Annotated in this window: 19 protein-coding genes; 6 read left to right on the forward strand and 13 right to left on the reverse strand. The window is 70.7% G+C overall.

Annotated elements, in window-relative coordinates; translation table 11 throughout:
• Nucleotides 1–8: 8 nt before the first annotated feature.
• Entirely contained in the window at nucleotides 9–692 is a 684-nt protein-coding gene (locus ACQPZX_RS35920; protein WP_433365488.1) for a class I SAM-dependent methyltransferase, read from the reverse strand.
• Between the two features lie 35 nt (nucleotides 693–727).
• Here ACQPZX_RS35920 and ACQPZX_RS35925 point away from each other — a divergent pair, with 35 nt between their 5' ends.
• Nucleotides 728–1,474, forward strand: a complete 747-nt coding sequence (locus ACQPZX_RS35925) for an SDR family oxidoreductase (RefSeq protein WP_433365491.1) — start codon at nucleotides 728–730, stop codon at nucleotides 1,472–1,474.
• A 23-nt stretch (nucleotides 1,475–1,497) separates the two neighbouring features.
• Nucleotides 1,498–1,866, forward strand: coding sequence for a MerR family transcriptional regulator (locus tag ACQPZX_RS35930; RefSeq protein WP_433365494.1), 369 nt, complete (start codon nucleotides 1,498–1,500; stop codon nucleotides 1,864–1,866).
• Here the strand turns inward: ACQPZX_RS35930 and ACQPZX_RS35935 are convergent.
• The 11 genes from ACQPZX_RS35935 to ACQPZX_RS35985 all read right to left on the reverse strand — a co-directional run bounded on the left by ACQPZX_RS35935 (nucleotide 1,842) and on the right by ACQPZX_RS35985 (nucleotide 10,812).
• Nucleotides 1,842–2,063, reverse strand: coding sequence for a nuclear transport factor 2 family protein (locus ACQPZX_RS35935; protein WP_433365497.1), 222 nt, complete (start codon nucleotides 2,061–2,063; stop codon nucleotides 1,842–1,844). The genes ACQPZX_RS35930 and ACQPZX_RS35935 overlap by 25 nt on opposite strands.
• Complete coding sequence (pheT, locus tag ACQPZX_RS35940; protein WP_433365500.1) at nucleotides 2,063–4,540, reverse strand: phenylalanine--tRNA ligase subunit beta; 2,478 nt, start codon at nucleotides 4,538–4,540, stop codon at nucleotides 2,063–2,065. Before pheT ends, ACQPZX_RS35935 begins: the two co-directional genes overlap by 1 nt.
• Nucleotides 4,541–4,546: 6 nt before the next feature.
• On the reverse strand, nucleotides 4,547–5,608 hold the full coding sequence (locus ACQPZX_RS35945) for a phenylalanine--tRNA ligase subunit alpha (protein ID WP_433365503.1): 1,062 nt from the start codon (nucleotides 5,606–5,608) through the stop codon (nucleotides 4,547–4,549).
• A gap of 165 nt (nucleotides 5,609–5,773) precedes the next feature.
• A complete protein-coding gene (locus tag ACQPZX_RS35950; protein WP_433365506.1) occupies nucleotides 5,774–6,757 on the reverse strand; it encodes an alcohol dehydrogenase catalytic domain-containing protein in 984 nt (327 codons plus the stop codon).
• Nucleotides 6,754–7,530, reverse strand: coding sequence for a TrmH family RNA methyltransferase (locus tag ACQPZX_RS35955; protein ID WP_433365509.1), 777 nt, complete (start codon nucleotides 7,528–7,530; stop codon nucleotides 6,754–6,756). The genes ACQPZX_RS35950 and ACQPZX_RS35955 overlap by 4 nt, the downstream gene beginning before the upstream one ends.
• Before the next feature lie 82 nt (nucleotides 7,531–7,612).
• Complete coding sequence (gene rplT, locus ACQPZX_RS35960; protein ID WP_433365512.1) at nucleotides 7,613–8,005, reverse strand: 50S ribosomal protein L20; 393 nt, start codon at nucleotides 8,003–8,005, stop codon at nucleotides 7,613–7,615.
• Nucleotides 8,006–8,044: 39 nt separating this feature from the next.
• On the reverse strand, nucleotides 8,045–8,239 hold the full coding sequence (gene rpmI, locus ACQPZX_RS35965; protein WP_213013297.1) for a 50S ribosomal protein L35: 195 nt from the start codon (nucleotides 8,237–8,239) through the stop codon (nucleotides 8,045–8,047).
• Nucleotides 8,240–8,295: 56 nt separating this feature from the next.
• Nucleotides 8,296–8,919 (reverse strand): translation initiation factor IF-3, encoded by a 624-nt coding sequence (gene infC, locus ACQPZX_RS35970; RefSeq protein ID WP_433385608.1) that lies wholly within the window; start codon nucleotides 8,917–8,919, stop codon nucleotides 8,296–8,298.
• Between the two features lie 293 nt (nucleotides 8,920–9,212).
• Complete coding sequence (locus ACQPZX_RS35975; RefSeq protein ID WP_433365515.1) at nucleotides 9,213–9,656, reverse strand: PH domain-containing protein; 444 nt, start codon at nucleotides 9,654–9,656, stop codon at nucleotides 9,213–9,215.
• Between the two features lie 4 nt (nucleotides 9,657–9,660).
• The gene (hisG, locus tag ACQPZX_RS35980) at nucleotides 9,661–10,503 is read right to left on the reverse strand and encodes an ATP phosphoribosyltransferase (protein WP_433365518.1); all 843 of its coding nucleotides are present in this window, start codon (nucleotides 10,501–10,503) and stop codon (nucleotides 9,661–9,663) included.
• A gap of 45 nt (nucleotides 10,504–10,548) precedes the next feature.
• A complete protein-coding gene (locus ACQPZX_RS35985) occupies nucleotides 10,549–10,812 on the reverse strand; it encodes a phosphoribosyl-ATP diphosphatase (RefSeq protein ID WP_030440099.1) in 264 nt (87 codons plus the stop codon).
• A 77-nt stretch (nucleotides 10,813–10,889) separates the two neighbouring features.
• Here ACQPZX_RS35985 and ACQPZX_RS35990 point away from each other — a divergent pair, with 77 nt between their 5' ends.
• The 4 genes from ACQPZX_RS35990 (at nucleotide 10,890) to ACQPZX_RS36005 (ending at nucleotide 13,854) form a co-directional block, all read left to right on the forward strand.
• Nucleotides 10,890–11,762 (forward strand): ABC transporter substrate-binding protein, encoded by an 873-nt coding sequence (locus ACQPZX_RS35990; RefSeq protein WP_433365521.1) that lies wholly within the window; start codon nucleotides 10,890–10,892, stop codon nucleotides 11,760–11,762.
• Nucleotides 11,763–11,788: 26 nt separating this feature from the next.
• Nucleotides 11,789–12,607 (forward strand): amino acid ABC transporter permease, encoded by an 819-nt coding sequence (locus tag ACQPZX_RS35995; protein WP_433365524.1) that lies wholly within the window; start codon nucleotides 11,789–11,791, stop codon nucleotides 12,605–12,607.
• Nucleotides 12,607–13,347 (forward strand): amino acid ABC transporter ATP-binding protein, encoded by a 741-nt coding sequence (locus tag ACQPZX_RS36000; RefSeq protein WP_433365527.1) that lies wholly within the window; start codon nucleotides 12,607–12,609, stop codon nucleotides 13,345–13,347. The genes ACQPZX_RS35995 and ACQPZX_RS36000 overlap by 1 nt, the downstream gene beginning before the upstream one ends.
• 123 nt (nucleotides 13,348–13,470) lie before the next feature.
• Complete coding sequence (locus ACQPZX_RS36005; protein WP_433365530.1) at nucleotides 13,471–13,854, forward strand: hypothetical protein; 384 nt, start codon at nucleotides 13,471–13,473, stop codon at nucleotides 13,852–13,854.
• 213 nt (nucleotides 13,855–14,067) lie between these two features.
• Here ACQPZX_RS36005 and ribH read toward each other — a convergent pair whose 3' ends face one another.
• Complete coding sequence (gene ribH, locus ACQPZX_RS36010) at nucleotides 14,068–14,544, reverse strand: 6,7-dimethyl-8-ribityllumazine synthase (RefSeq protein WP_433365533.1); 477 nt, start codon at nucleotides 14,542–14,544, stop codon at nucleotides 14,068–14,070.
• Between the last annotated feature and the right edge of the window lie 101 nt (nucleotides 14,545–14,645).

Genomic DNA, 14,645 nt, shown 5'->3' on the forward strand with positions numbered 1-14,645 from the left:
CGCGTCCTTCAGTTGATGGGGGATGCGGCGACCCACGTCCCGTCGGAGGTCAGGTAGCGCTCGACGAACAGGCCCGCCTCGCGCAGGGCCGTCTCGAACTGCTCGACGGTCAGCGGGCGGGACCGGAAGGTCTGGGTCCAGTGGGCGTCGGGGAAGTCGTACTCGACGTGGACCTCGCGGACGCCGTCGCCGACATCCGTGGAGGCGGTGACGCGGCTGAAGCCGTCGGCGATCGGGTTCTGCCGGGGGACCTTGGTGTGCCAGCCGGCGCCCTCGCGCTGGATGATCACCGTGCCGTCGGGCTCGACGTGGCGGCGGCAGACCGAGAGCATGCGCTGCCGGACCGCGGGGTCGGGGTTGTGCACCAGGAACGAGCTCAGGAACACGATGTCGAAGGCCTTCCCCAGCGCCAGCTCCTCGATCGAGCTCAGGACGGTCTCGGCGCCCTCGACGGCGGCCAGCATCTCGGGGCTCTCGTCGACCGCCGTGACCCGATAGCCGAGCTCGGCGAGCGGGCCACTGACCCGGCCGGTGCCGCAGCCCAGCTCGAGGAGGGTGGCGGGCGGTGGCGAGGCGGCCGCGATGATCTGCGGCTCGTCGCGCACCGGCAGCCGCCGGTAGAACTCGACGGAGCAGCCGTCGGGGGTGAACTCGCCGGGGCCGGTGCCGTGGTAACCAGGTCGCTGCTGCACAAGATCTAGCCTGGCACGGATAGTACGTTTCGTGGGTGACGATCTTCGGCAGCGCTCTGGTGACGGGCGCCTCACGTGGGCTCGGACCGCATCTCGCCCGGCGGCTCGCTGCTGACGGATGGCCCGTGGCGGTCAACTACCGCTCGGATCCGGCCGGCGCTGCGCGGGTGGTGTCCGAAATAAACGACAAAGGCGGTAAAGCGCAGGCTTTTCAGGCGGATGTGACCGACGAGGCTTCCGTCCGCGGGCTCGTCGAGGCCGTCTTCACGAGCCTCGGGGCGATCCAGGTGGTGGTCGCGAACGCCACCGGGCCGCAGCCCTTCATCCCGGCCGACGAGGTCACCTGGCAGCAGCACCTCGACCAACTGGTGTTCTTCGTGAAGAGCCCGACCCTGCTGATGCAGGCCACCCTGCCCGGCATGAAGCGGCTCGGCACCGGCCGCTTCATCCATATCGGATCCGACATGTTCGAGCGGGCGCTGCCAGGAGCCTCGGCCTACAACGCGGCCAAGGGCGCCCAGATCGGCCTGGCCCGCACGTGGGCGCGGGAGCTGGGCCCGTTCGGAGTGACCACCAACATCGTGGCGCCGGGGTGGATCCCGGTCGAGCGGCACGGGGAGATCACCGACGAGAACAGCGGCGACTACCGTTCGGAGATCCCGCTGCGGCGCATGGGCACGCCCGCCGAGGTCGCCGACGTGGTCGCGTTCGTCGCGTCCGACGCGTCGCGGTTCGTCAACGGCGAGCGGATCACGGTCAACGGAGGGCACACCATCGACTGAGGTGACGTCGTAGCCTGACGAGCATGTCCACCACCACCTACACCCCGGGACAGGTCGTCGAGAAGACCGGCTTCAGCCTCGACACGCTCCGCTACTACGAGAAGATCGGCCTGCTGGAGAGCGTCGGCCGCACCTCCGGCGGCCGCCGGCAGTACCGCGACGACGACGTCGGCTGGCTGGAGATGCTGCGCTGCCTGCGCGACACCGGCATGCCGATCGCGCGGATGCTGGAGTTCGCCGAGCTCACCCGCGACGCGGGCACGATCGCCGACCGGATCGCGCTGCTCGAGGAGCACGACCGCGACGTCGAGGAGCGGATCGAGATCCTGCTGCGGCAGCGCGAGCACGTCCGCGGCAAGATCGCGTATTACCGGAGCGAGCTCCAGCGATAGATCTGGCCGTCGCGCAGCTCGTAGCTTTCCGGCTCGGACAAATCGGAAGCTTCGGCCAGCAAAACGAAAACGTTGTTACGCCCCCGGATCGTCCGCCCGCCCGACGTCCAGTGCAGGTAGGGATGCAGGAGCTGGACGAGCGCCGCCCGGTCGTCCCGGGCGGCGGCGTCCAGCACCGCTTCGATGATCGGGTCCATCAGGCCCCGCGGAGTGTCGCCCCAAAGCGAGACGCGACCGCGGCCACCGCCGCGTCGCGGGCCGCGAGGGCCTCCTCGGAGGTCAGCGTCCGGTCGGGCGCGCGGAACGTCAGCTTGTAGGCGAGCGACCGCTTGCCCTCCCCCAGCTGGTCCGACTCGTACACGTCGAAGAGCGCGACCGACTCGAGCAGGTCTCCCGCGCCGGTGGCCAGCGCCGCCTCGACCTCCTCGGCCGGGACCGCGCGGTCGAGCACGAGCGCCACGTCGATCAGCGCCGGCGGGAACGACGAGATCCGCACCCCCTGCACGACCGGTGCCGCCGGGATCGCGCTCAGGTCGAGCTCCATCGCCACCGTCCGCTTGGGCAGCTCGAGCGCCGACACGACGGCCGGGTGCAGCTCGCCCGCGTGGCCCACGACCTCGCCGTCCACCGAGATCGCCGCGCACCGCCCGGGGTGCCACGGCGCCAGCTCGGCCGCTTCCACGGTCACCCGGGTCGAAGCCATGCCCGACGCCGACAGCGCGATCCGTGCCGCCTCGACCGCGTCGGCCCACATCGCCGTACGGCCGCCGCCCCACCAGCCCGAGGGCTCGATCTCGCCGGTCAGCACCGCCGCGAGGTGCCACGGCTGGTGCGGCACGAACGCGTTGGCCCGGGCCCAGTCCTCGTCGCTCGGGCGCCGGTCCACACCCATCGCCGGGGGCGCGGCCTCGGACCCGGACGGCAGGAACACCGTGCCGATCTCGTAGAGCGCCAGGTCGCGCTGCCCACGCCCGAGATTGCGCCTGAGCGTGCCGAGCAGGGGCGCGAGCAGCGACGTCCGCAGCAGCGGCTCCTCCTCGGACAGCGGGTTGGTCAGCCGCACCGCGCTGCGCCGCGGGTCGTCCGCCGGGTAGCCCAGGGAGTCGGCGAGGCCGGGCGCCACGAACGGGTAGGACAGCACCTCGACGTACCCGTTCTCGGCCATGGCCCGGCCGACGGTGCGCCGCCGGCGCTGCGCCGCGGTGACGCCGCTGCCGCCCCGGGCCGGGGGCAGCAGGCTGGGGATGTCGTTGTACCCGCCGAGGCGGGCGACCTCCTCCACCAGGTCGATCGGGGCCAGCAGGTCGGGACGCCAGGTCGGCGGGGTGACCTCGAGCGGGCTCACCCCGGCCACCGTGCAGCCGATCTGCCGGAGCAGGTCGACGACCCGGTCCACGGGGTAGGAGACGCCGATCCGCTGCGCCGGCAGCGCCGGATCGAGCAGGATGACATCGGGCTTGCGTACGTAGTCGAGGTCGAGCACCCGATCGTCGACGGTGCCGCCCGCGTGCGCCGTGAGGATCCGCACCGCCCGCTCGAGCGCGGCCGGCGTCAGCGACGGGTCGACCCCGCGCTCCCAGCGCTTGGCGGCCTCGCTGAACAGCTTGTGGCGGCGGGCGGTGCGGCCCACCATGATCGGGTCCCAGTGCGCGGCCTCGAGCAGCACGTCGACCGTCTCGGGCGCCCACTCGCTGGTCTCGCCGCCCATCACCGCGGCGAGCGAGATCGGGCCGGTGTCGTCGCAGATCACCATGTCCTCGGCGTCGAGCAGCCGGGCCACGCCGTCCAGGGTGGTCAGCTTCTCGCCGGGCCGGGCGCGGCGCACCACGAGCGGGCCGCTGAGCCGGTTGAGGTCGAAGACGTGCATCGGCTGGCCGAGCTCGAGCATCAGGTAGTTGGTGATGTCGACCGGCAGCGAGATCGTCCGGATGCCGGCCGCGACCAGGCGGCGCTGCATCCACTCGGGCGAGGCCGCGTTGGGGTCGATCCCGCGCACCACCCGCGCCGAGAAGCGGTCACAGCCGACCGGGTCCTCGACGACGATCTCGTGCGGCGGGGTGTCGGTGCCGCCCGGCGCCTCGATGGCCGCCGGGTCGGTGAAGGCCGCCTCGAAGGCATAGGACAGCTCGCGGGCAAGGCCGCGCAGGCTCATCTCATAGCCGCGATCGGGGGTGATCTCCACCTCGACCAGGACGTCGTCGAGCCCGACCGCGGGGCGGGCGTCCTCGCCCGGGGCGGCGGAGCCCGGCGGCAGCACGATGATGCCCGAGTGGTCACCGCCGAGCCCCAGCTCGGCGGCCGAGCAGATCATGCCGTTCGAGTTGTGGCCGTAGGTCTTGCGTGCGCCGATCTTGAAGCCGCCCGGCAGCTCGCCGCCGGGGAGGATGACCACCACGAGGTCGCCGGTCGCGAAGTTGCGCGCGCCGCAGACGATCTCCTGCGGGGTGTCCCGGCCGACGTCGACCGTGCAGAAGCGGATCGGCTTCTTGAAGCCGGTCAGCTCCTCGATGGTCAGCACCCGGCCGACCACCAGGTCGCCCTTGACCGTGGCGGCCTGGTCGACGATCGACTCGACCTCCATGCCCAGGTTGGTGAGCGCCTCGTCGAGCCGCTCGGTGGTCGTGCCCGCGGGCAGCTCCACGTAGTCCCGGAGCCACGAGAGTGACGTCTTCATCGCGGGTCAGACCTCCATGCCGAAGTTCGCGGTGAAGCGCACGTCGCCCTCGACCAGGTCGCGCATGTCGCCCACGCCGTTGCGGAACATCAGGGTGCGGTCGACGCCCATGCCGAACGCGAAGCCGGAGTACCGGTCGGGGTCGATGCCGCAGGCCACCAGCACCCGCGGGTTGACCATGCCGCAGCCGCCCCACTCGACCCAGCGCGGCCCGTCGCGGTGCTGCGCGAACCACACGTCGAACTCGGCGCTCGGCTCGGTGAACGGGAAGTAGTGCGGCCGCCAGCGGGTGCGCGCGTCGGGACCGAACATCGCCTTGGCGAAGTGGTCGAGCGTGCCGCGCAGGTGGGCCATCGTGATGCCCTCGTCGACGACCAGGCCCTCGATCTGGTGGAAGACCGGGCTGTGGGTGGCGTCGAGCTCGTCGGAGCGGTAGACCCGGCCCGGGCAGACCACGTAGATCGGCGGCTGCTTGGTGAGCATCGAGCGGACCTGGCCGGGCGAGGTGTGCGTGCGCATCACGAGGCCGGGCAGGTCGACGTAGAAGGTGTCCATCGCGCCGCGGACGGGGTTGTCCGGCCCGATGTTGAGCGCGTCGAAGTTCGCCCACTCCAGCTCCAGCTCGGGACCCTCGACCACGTCGTAGCCCATGCCGGCGAACAGGTCGCCCATGTGCTCCATGAGCGAGGTGATCGGGTGCCGGGCGCCGCGCGGCCGCCGGTCCCACGGGAGGGTGACGTCGACGCGCTCCTCGACCAGGACCTTGTCGGCCCGCTCGACCTCGAGCTCGGCGAAACGCTCGTCGAACGCGGCCTGAACCGCTTGGCGCGCGATGTTGACCCGCTTACCCGCGTCCGATTTGGCGGCCGGCGGCAGGGAGCCGATCTCCCGGCGGGCGAGCGAGATCGGGGAACGGTCGCCGAGATGGGCTGGCTTCAGCGCGCCCAGTGCGTCCAGGTCGGACGCGGCGGCGAAGGCCTTGCGCGCCTCGGAGGCGGCGGCGTCGAGCGCCTCGGCGGAGAGCAGGGACGCCTGCTTGGGATCGTATGGATCGTTGCGGTAGGACATGGTCTCCCTAACACCGGCTATGCCAGCCCAAAATCCGGGCCATCGGGCAGTCTACGGAGAGGCGGCTGAGCCGCAGCCCGCCGGTCAGGGAGTGAACGCGCAGAAGGTCAGATCCGGCGCCCGCGACCAGCGGGCCGGCTAAACAGCGTCATCGGGTCCGACACGTCAGCCAGCATACTCGTTGACCGCGACGACAATGCCTCCAGCCCGCGCAACCGGGTCGTCCATCGCCATCAGCGCCTCGCCCGCTGAAGCGAGGGGGATCGTCGAGCCGACCAGGCGCCGCGGGTTCAGCTTTCCGGACACGACGAGATCGAGCATCGCCGGGTAGTCGGCGGCCGGCATCCCGTGCGACCCGACGATCGACAGCTCGTGGGCGACGACGAGGTCCCACGGCAGCGGCGCGCGGGCGTTGTCGCCGAGCATCAGCCCGACCTGGACGTGCCGGCCGCCCCGGCGCAGGCTGCGCACCGAGGCCATCGCGGTCGCGGCCGAGCCGTACGCGTCGACCGCCACGTCCGCCTCGCCGACGATCTCGGCCTTCGGCACCGCGCCGAGGTCGGCCGCCGCGGCGCGGGCGGCCGGCGAGGGGTCCACCACGAGCACCCGCGCGCCCAGGGCGACGGCGATCATGACGACGGACAGGCCGACGCCGCCGCAGCCGTACACCGCTACGGTGGCCCGCGGCGGCAGGTCGCGCAGCGCCCGGAACGCGGTGGCGAACCGGCAGCCCAGCGCGGCCGCCGCGACAAAGTCGATCTCGTCGGGCAGGCGCACCAGGTTGGTCTCCGCGGCCCGCACGACGACCCGCTCGGCGAACGACCCGTGGTGGGTGAAGCCCGGCTGCGTCTGCGAAGGACAGATCTGAGCGTTGCCCGACCGGCAGTAGTCGCACTCCCCGCACCCGTTGACGAAGGGCGCCGTGACCCGATCACCGACGCCGACACCCTCCACCACGACGCCGGCGAACTCGTGGCCCGGCACGTGCGGCAGCGAAACCGGGTCGTGCCCGCGCCAGGCGTGCCAGTCCGACCGGCACACCCCGGTGGCGCGTACCTCGACGACCGCGCCGCCATCCGGACAAACCGGGTTTTTCATCTCTTGAAGCGAAATAGGGCCGCCGACCGACTCGAAGACCAGCGCCTTCATCGGTGCGCCCTCGCCGACGCGTAGAGGCAGACGGCGGCCGCGGCGGCCAGGTTGAGGCTCTCCGCCGCGCCGTAGATCGGCACCCGCACCTGCCGATCGGCCGCGTCGAGCACCTCCCGGGGCAGCCCGTGCGCCTCCGACCCGAAGATCCACGCTGTCGGCACGTCCAGCACGCCGTCATCGAGCAGCGAATCGAGGTCATCCGCGCCGTACCCGCTGGTCGCCAGGGTCCGCAGGCCGGCCTCGCGAAGCTCACCGATCACCGAGAGCCCGGTGCGCACCACATCGAGATGGAAGAGCGATCCCGCCGAGGCACGCACGCATTTCCCGTTGTAGGGATCCACCGCGTCGCCCGCGAAGATCACCGCGCCGGCCCCGGCCGCATCGGCGGTCCGCATCACCGTCCCCGCGTTCCCGGGATCCCTGATCTCGGCCACCACCGCCACCAGCCGGGGCCGCTTGGCGAGCGCGTCGCGAAGCGTGACGTCCATCTGCTCACACACCGCGACCAGGCCCTGCGGCTGCACGGTCTCGGTGAGCGCCGCGAGGGCCTCCTCGTCGACCGCCGACACCTCCGGCGCCAGCAGCGCGAGATCGCCGTGCCGGGTCAGCGCGGCATCCGTGCCGAACAGCTCCAGCACCACTCCGGCGGCCAGCGCCTCCCGCACGGCCTGCGGTCCTTCGGCGAGAAATCGGCCGGTCTGGTCGCGATCCTTGCGCCGCTGCAGGCGCCGGGCCGCGACAACCCTCGGCGTACGCGTCGTGAAAGTCATCGCCCCTCAAGAGAAAGCGAGACGCCCCCCGAAAGCTCGGGAGGCGTCTACGGGTAACGCGTGGATCAGGCAGGCCGGGCTGTCAGGCAGCCTGGGCGGCCGCGCCGCCGGTGCCCTCGGCCGCGACGGCAGCCCGCGCGACCTCGACGATCGCCGCGAACGCCGCGGGGTCGTTGACGGCCAGGTCGGCCAGGATCTTGCGGTCCACCTCGACCTCGGCAAGCCGGAGGCCCTGGATGAGGCGGTTGTAGGTCAGGCCGTTGGCCCGGGCGCCCGCGTTGATCCGCGTGATCCACAGCTGGCGGAAGTCGCCCTTGCGGTCACGGCGGTCACGGTACGAGTACTGCATCGAGTGCAGCACCTGCTCCTTGGCCTTGCGGTACAGCCGCGAGCGCTGCCCGCGGTAGCCGCTCGCGGTCTCGAGCAGGGTGCGGCGCTTCTTCTGGGCGTTGACAGAACGCTTGACGCGTGCCATTTCGGTACTCCTAACGGGGTTACGTGTGTGGCGCGCGCGTCAGCGGCCCAGCAGCTTCTTCACTCGCTTGGTGTCGGCCTTGGCCACGGTCACCGTGCCGGTCATCCGGCGGGTGACCTTGGAGGACTTGCCCTCCAGCAGGTGACGCTTGCCGGCCTGCTCGGTGAGGAGCTTGCCCTTGCCGGTGACCTTCACCCGCTTGCCGGTCCCGGTGTGGGGCTTGAACTTCGGCACTTGAAGCCTCTTTCTGATCTTTCAGCACGGCCCGGGGGCCGTACGGAAAAGCTGAATTACTCTGCGGTGGTGTCGGCTACAGGGGCCGGCGTCGCGTCGGCACCATCGCCCTCACGCGGCTCCCGGGCGGGCTTGCCCGTGGCGTTGGCGGCGACGGCAGCAGCCTTGGTCGCCCGGTGCGGAGCCAGCACCATGATCATGTTTCGGCCGTCCTGCTTCGGGCTGGACTCCACGAAGCCCAGTTCCGAGATCTCCTCGCTGAGCCGGCGCAGAAGCCGGAACCCCAGCTCGGGGCGGCTCTGCTCACGACCGCGGAACATGATCGTCACCTTGACCTTGTCGCCCGCCTTGAGGAACCGCACCACGTGACCCTTCTTGGTCTCGTAGTCGTGCGGGTCGATCTTCGGGCGGAGCTTCATCTCTTTGATGACGGTCTGCTGCTGGTTGCGCCGCGCTTCACGGGCCTTCAGTGCGCTCTCGTACTTGAACTTGCCGAAGTCCATGAGCTTGCACACCGGCGGCCGCGCCATCGGAGCAACCTCGACCAGATCCAGATCTACGTCCGCGGCCAGCTGCAGGGCGCGCTCGAGCGGCACGATGCCGACCTGCTCACCCTCGGGACCGACCAGACGGACCTCACGTGCCCGGATCTGTTCGTTGACGCGTGGTTCGACGCTGATGGGGCCTCCTCAGTTGCGTTTCTCGCCCGGCCGGAGGCCAGGCGCTGCCAATGTCGGTCGGCCTCGTCACGGGCCCCTTGGTGCGGGCACGCCGAGAAAGCAGAAGGCCCCGGCGCATGCCAGGGCCCGCTCGACCGGTCATCGGCGCCCATGAGGACGCTCCCCGCGCTCAAGATATTCCCCCCGAGCCGGGTGACCGGACCCGATGCCTCGAAGGCGGCGGGTGGGAGCTTGCGGGCTCCTCTTTCGCGCCCCGATTGACACCAGGGCGTGGTCGACTGCCGTGAAGTCTATCAGGCCTTGACAGTGGCCGAGTGCAGGGCCCGCAACGCGCGCACTCCCTCGACCGCGTAGTCCTTGTCGACGGCCTGCAGCGCGTGGATCGACACCTGCTCGTCGTCGTGCAGCTCCAGCTGCGCCCACGGCGAGTTGCGGTCGAAGCGCACCGCCCGCACCACCGACCAGGGCAGGTCGTAGCCGCCCACGACGTTACGGATCTTGATGTGGTCGGCGTCGGCGGTCACCCGCGGCCGGCAGAACGCGAGGATGCCGAGGCCGATCAGGACGCCCAGGCCGATCATCGCGCTCTGGTCGCCGCGCTCGAACTGGCCCGAGTTGTCGAAGCCCTTGGACCCGTGCAGCCCGAAGCTGATCACGGTGAACAGCAACACGACCCCGAGCGCCGCGGGTCCCGCGATCCACCGGATCTTGCGCGGCCGATAAGTCACCACGGCCATGACATTACAACCGGCAGTTGGCGATATCGGTGACAAGGATGGCACGAGCGCCCAATTCGTAGAGTTCGTCCATTATGCGGTGAACGGAAGCGCGCTGAACCATCGCCTGCACGGCCACCCAGCCCTCGCGGTGCAGCGGCGACACGGTCGGCGATTCGATGCCCGGGGTCAGGGCTGTCGCATTTTCCAGCAGATCAGCGCGTACGTCGTAAGCAAGCATCACGTAGCTGCGGGCGACCAGGACCCCCTGCAGCCGGCGGATCAGCTGGGCCGCCCCCGCCGCGTGGTGGCCCGGGCGGCCGATCAGGATCGCCGACGAGCGCAGCAGCGGCTCGCCCAGCGTCACCAGGCCGGCCTGGCGCAGCGTCGCGCCGGTCTCGACCACGTCGGCGATGAGGTCGGCGACGCCGAGGCGGACCGCATTTTCCACGGCGCCGTCGAGCCGCACCACATCGGCCTTGAGCTCGTTGTCGGCGAGGTAGCGCTCGACCACCCCGGGGTACGCGGTGGCGATGCGCCGCCCGCCGATCTGGTCGGCCGACTCGATCGTGCCGGCCGGCGCGGCCCAGCGGAACGTGGCCCCGCCGAACGCGAGGTCGAGCAGCTCCTCGGCGGCGACGCCGGAGTCGACGAGCAGGTCGCGGCCGGTGATGCCGAGGTCGAGGTCGCCGGTGCCCACGTACGTCGCGATGTCACGCGGCCGCAGGTAGAAGAACTCGACGTTGTTCGGCTCGTCCCGGCAGATCAGGTCCTTGGGGTCGGTGCGCTGGCGGTACCCGGCGTCGCGCAGCATCTGCGAGGCCGGCTGGGAGAGGGTGCCCTTGTTCGGGATGGCGATGCGCAGCATTTCGGACGTGCTCCTTCTTCGGCTAGGTCGACAAAAGTGGGCACGTCAGAGATGTCGATACACGTCCTCGAGGTCGAGCCCTGTCGCGATCATCAGGACCTGGGCCTGGTAGAGCAGCTGGGAGATCTCCTCGGCGGCCCGCTCGGGGCCTTCGTGCTCGGCGGCCATCCAGGACTCGGCCGCCTCCTCGACGACCTTCTTCCCGATGAAGTGGACCCCGCGCTCCAGGGCCACGACGGTGGACGAACCCTCCGGGCGCGTCTCCGCCTTCTCCCGAAGCTCGGCGAACAGCTCTTCGAACGTCTTCACGGCAAGCATTGTGACAACTCATCACGGGATCGATACGAACGGCCCCGCCAGGTGAGACGTGCCCTAGGCTGCCGGTCATGGTCAGCCGAAACACCCTCACCACCGTCGGCGGCGCGGCGTTCATGATCGCCGCCCTCGCGGCCTGCGCGCCCGCCGACGAGACCGACGGCGCAACCCCCACCGCCTCGGCGTCCACGAACTCCTGCGCGCCCGGCGCGCTGCAGACGAAGACGGCCGGCAAGCTCACGATCGGCACCGACAACCCGGCCTACGAGCCCTGGTTCAGCGACAACAAGCCGAGCAACGGCAAGGGATTCGAATCGGCCGTTGCGTACCAGGTCGCCCAGCGTCTGGGATACGCGGCCGAGAACGTGACGTGGGTCTCTGTGACGTTCAACAACGCCATCGCGCCCGGCCCGAAGTCGTTCGACTTCGATGTCAACGAGTTCTCGATCACCGACGACCGCAAGAAGGCCGTCGATTTCTCGTCGCCGTACTACCTGGTCCGGCAGACCGTGATCACCACCAAGGGCTCGAAGATCGCGAGCGCCAAGTCGATCGCCGAGCTCCAGTCGGCGAAACTCGGCGCCCAGGTCGGCACCACGAGCTATCAGGCCATCACCGACCTGATCAAGCCCACCACCAAGCCGTCGGTCTTCAACAACAACGACGACGCCAAGGCCGCGCTGGTCAACGGCACGGTCGACGGCATCGTGGTGGACCTGCCGACCGCGTTCTACATGACCGGGGCCGAGCTCAAGGACGGCGTGATCGTCGGTCAGCTGCCGCAGGTCGGGGTGCCCGAGCAGTTCGGCCTCGTGCTCGACAAGGACTCGCCGCTCACCGGCTGCGTGAGCACCGCGGTCGACCAGCTGCGCCAGGACGGGACCCTCGCCGTGCTGGAGAAGACCTGGCTGACCCAGACCGGCGGAGCTCCCGAGCTCCAGTGAGCGCGGAGTCCTACCGACCGAGTGAGTTGCAGCAGGGACGGATCGCCTACCGGCGCGGCAAGGCGATCCGTTCCGTGCTCCTCGCGGCGCTGTCCACCGCGGTCGTCGGCACCCTGCTCGGCGTGCTCATCACCGGCGCGCCCGGCTGGGACCGGGTCAAGCAGTCGTTCTTCGACCCGTCGATCGCCCGCGAGTTCCTGCCGGACATCCTCGAGGGGCTCTGGCTCAACATCCGGCTGTTCGTCATCTGCGCGGCCGGCGCGCTCCTGCTCGGGCTGGCCGCCGGGGTGCTGCGCACCCTGCGCGGTCCGGTCTTCTTCCCGGTGCGGGCGCTCGCGACGATCTACACGTACTCGTTCCGCGGCCTGCCGCTGATCATCACGATCTACCTGTTCGCCTTCGGCGTCCCCGGCCTGCGGCTGCAGGGCACGCCGAACGTGACGGTGCTCGGCGGCATGGCGATCACGATCACTTACGGCTCCTACATCGCCGAGGTGCTGCGATCCGGCATCGAGGGCGTGCATCCGAGCCAGGTGGCGGCCGCCCGGTCGCTCGGGCTCAGCTACCGCCAGGCCATGCGCCACGTGGTGCTGCCGCAGGCGGTGCGCCGAGCGACCCCGCCGCTGCTCAACGACATCGTGTCGATGCAGAAGGACGTAGGGCTGATCTCGCTGGCCGGTCCGATCGACGCGATCCGCGCGGCACAGATCGCGTCGGCGCAGACGGCCAACTTCACGCCGTACGTCGTCGCGGGTGTGCTCTTCGTTCTTTTCGCCCTGCCGCTGATCGCGGTCACGGACTTCGTCACGCTGCGCGCCGCCCGACGGCAGAACGCGGGGACCTGATGCTGCTGACCTGCACGAACGTCCGCAAGACGTTCAGCGACGCGGTGGTGCTCGACGACCTGAGCCTCGAGGTCGGCGAGCATGAGGTGATCGCGCTGATCGGCGCCTCGGGCTCGGGCAAGTCGACCCTGCTGCGCTGCGTGAACCTGCTGGCCGAGGTCGACGACGGCACGATCACGCTGGACGGCGAGGACATCACCAACCCCAAGATCAATCCCGATCTCGTACGCCGGAAGATCGGCCTCGTCTTCCAGTCGTACAACCTGTTCCCGCACATGACGGTGCTGGACAACATCACCCTGGCCCCCATCAAGGTGCACGGTCGCCCGGCGGCCGAGGCACGCGCCCAGGCGATGGAGTGGCTCGAACGCGTGGGCTTGTCGGACAAATCGGGCAGCTACCCCGACCGGCTCTCCGGCGGCCAGCAGCAGCGCGTGGCGATCGTCCGCTCCCTGGTCAACTCCCCCCGCCTGCTCCTGCTCGACGAGGTGACCTCCGCCCTCGACCCCGAACTGGTCGGCGAGGTCCTCACGATGATCCGCGACCTCAAGGGCGACGGCATGACCATGGTCCTGGCCACCCACGAGATGGGCTTCGCCCGCCAGGTGGCGGACCGGGTGGCGTTCCTCGACCAGGGCCGCGTCCTCGAACAGGGCCCGCCCGCCCAGGTCCTCGGCGATCCCGTCGAGGCCCGGACCCGCCAGTTCCTGGCCCGCATCATCGAGGCCGGTCGCCTTTAGGTGACAGCGTCGGATCACGGACGGACAGCGTCCTCGCCGGCTGGGACAGTGCTTCCGCGGGCACGGGGGTGAACCGCCACCGGGGGGAGGCGGCCTCCGAGCCCTGTCCTGGGGGGCACCGCCATGCTTCACGCTCTGGTCCTTGCCGCGTGCTTATCGGCCGCGTTCACCGGTTCACCACCGGCGGACGCGGCCGAACCACTCGGTTTCCAACTCGACTCCGCAACCGTGCACGGCGCCGGCCTCGGCCTGCAGTACACGACGACCTGCCCGCCCGGCCTGACCGGCGCCTACGGCCTCTCAGTCACCGTCGCCCAGCGAACCGGCGCCCACGTGGCAACCGCCGCCACCACCCTGCGCGAGCCCTGCGCGGGCCGGTCCCGGCACGTGGTGCTGCCAACTGACCCAGGCGCGGTGTCGTTCCGCCCCGGCATGGCCTACGCCCGCGTCTGGGGCTGCGTCGGCTCGGGCTGCTCCGCCCAGCAGATCCCCATCCGCGTCACGTAGCCGCCCGCGTCACGTAGCCGCCCGCGTCACGTAGCCGCCCGCGTCACGTAGCCGCCCGCGTCACGTAGCCGCCCGCGTCACGTAGCCGCCCGCGTCACGTAGCCGCCCGCGTCGCGCAGCCGCTCTCGCCGCCCGTCCGCGTCGCGCGGCCGCCTGAGCCGCTGGCCGGCCCTTTGAGCGGCCGGCCAGCCCTTTGAGCGGCCGCCACGCCCCTTACGGCTTGGCGAGCTCGCGCAGCACCAGCGCCGCGTCGAGGGCGGCGACCGTGCTCTGCCAGCCCTTGTCCTCGATCGAGTCCTCGAGGCCGGCTCGGTCGCGAGCCTGCCCGAGGCTGTGCACCGTCAGCACGCCGTGCGCGACCGGTGTGTGCTCGTCGAGCGCGACGCGGGTCAGGCCGGTGGTGACGGAGTCACACACGTACTCGAAATGCTCGGTCTCGCCCTTGATCACCACACCGATCGCCACCACCGCGTCGCACTGCTTCGCCATGGCCTGCGCCACCACGGGCAGCTCGACCGTGCCGGCGACGCGGTGCACGATCACGTCCGTCACGCCGCACGCCTCGGCCGCGGCCTTGGCCCGCTCGATCATGTGATCGATCAGGTCGGCGTGCCAGCGGGCGCCCACGATGCCGAGCCGGAGCCCGGCAGCGTCGACGGTCTGCATATGCGGATCACCGAAGCCGGCCATCTCTGCCCCCTTTTTCCCAGAATTTCATACTAGGCCCTGTCCTGCCGATCACGGAGGGCTGCGGCGTGGCCCAGGTGGCGCCTGACGGCGTCCGCGAAACG

It is taken from the genome of Actinoplanes sp. CA-142083, assembly GCF_050942195.1.
Taxonomy (GTDB): Bacteria; Actinomycetota; Actinomycetes; order Mycobacteriales; family Micromonosporaceae; genus Actinoplanes.

Bases quoted from the DNA above. Each gene is read 5' to 3' on its own strand.
- ACQPZX_RS35930 (WP_433365494.1), top strand. From the start codon at position 1,498: ATGTCCACCACCACCTACACCCCGGGACAGGTCGTCGAGAAGACCGGC.
- ACQPZX_RS35935 (WP_433365497.1), bottom strand. From the start codon at position 2,063: ATGGACCCGATCATCGAAGCGGTGCTGGACGCCGCCGCCCGGGACGAC.
- pheT (WP_433365500.1), bottom strand. From the start codon at position 4,540: ATGAAGACGTCACTCTCGTGGCTCCGGGACTACGTGGAGCTGCCCGCG.
- ACQPZX_RS35945 (WP_433365503.1), bottom strand. From the start codon at position 5,608: ATGTCCTACCGCAACGATCCATACGATCCCAAGCAGGCGTCCCTGCTC.
- ACQPZX_RS35950 (WP_433365506.1), bottom strand. From the start codon at position 6,757: ATGAAGGCGCTGGTCTTCGAGTCGGTCGGCGGCCCTATTTCGCTTCAA.
- ACQPZX_RS35955 (WP_433365509.1), bottom strand. From the start codon at position 7,530: ATGACTTTCACGACGCGTACGCCGAGGGTTGTCGCGGCCCGGCGCCTG.
- rplT (WP_433365512.1), bottom strand. From the start codon at position 8,005: ATGGCACGCGTCAAGCGTTCTGTCAACGCCCAGAAGAAGCGCCGCACC.
- ACQPZX_RS35975 (WP_433365515.1), bottom strand. From the start codon at position 9,656: ATGGCCGTGGTGACTTATCGGCCGCGCAAGATCCGGTGGATCGCGGGA.
- hisG (WP_433365518.1), bottom strand. From the start codon at position 10,503: ATGCTGCGCATCGCCATCCCGAACAAGGGCACCCTCTCCCAGCCGGCC.
- ACQPZX_RS35990 (WP_433365521.1), top strand. From the start codon at position 10,890: ATGGTCAGCCGAAACACCCTCACCACCGTCGGCGGCGCGGCGTTCATG.
- ACQPZX_RS36000 (WP_433365527.1), top strand. From the start codon at position 12,607: ATGCTGCTGACCTGCACGAACGTCCGCAAGACGTTCAGCGACGCGGTG.
- ACQPZX_RS36005 (WP_433365530.1), top strand. From the start codon at position 13,471: ATGCTTCACGCTCTGGTCCTTGCCGCGTGCTTATCGGCCGCGTTCACC.
- ribH (WP_433365533.1), bottom strand. From the start codon at position 14,544: ATGGCCGGCTTCGGTGATCCGCATATGCAGACCGTCGACGCTGCCGGG.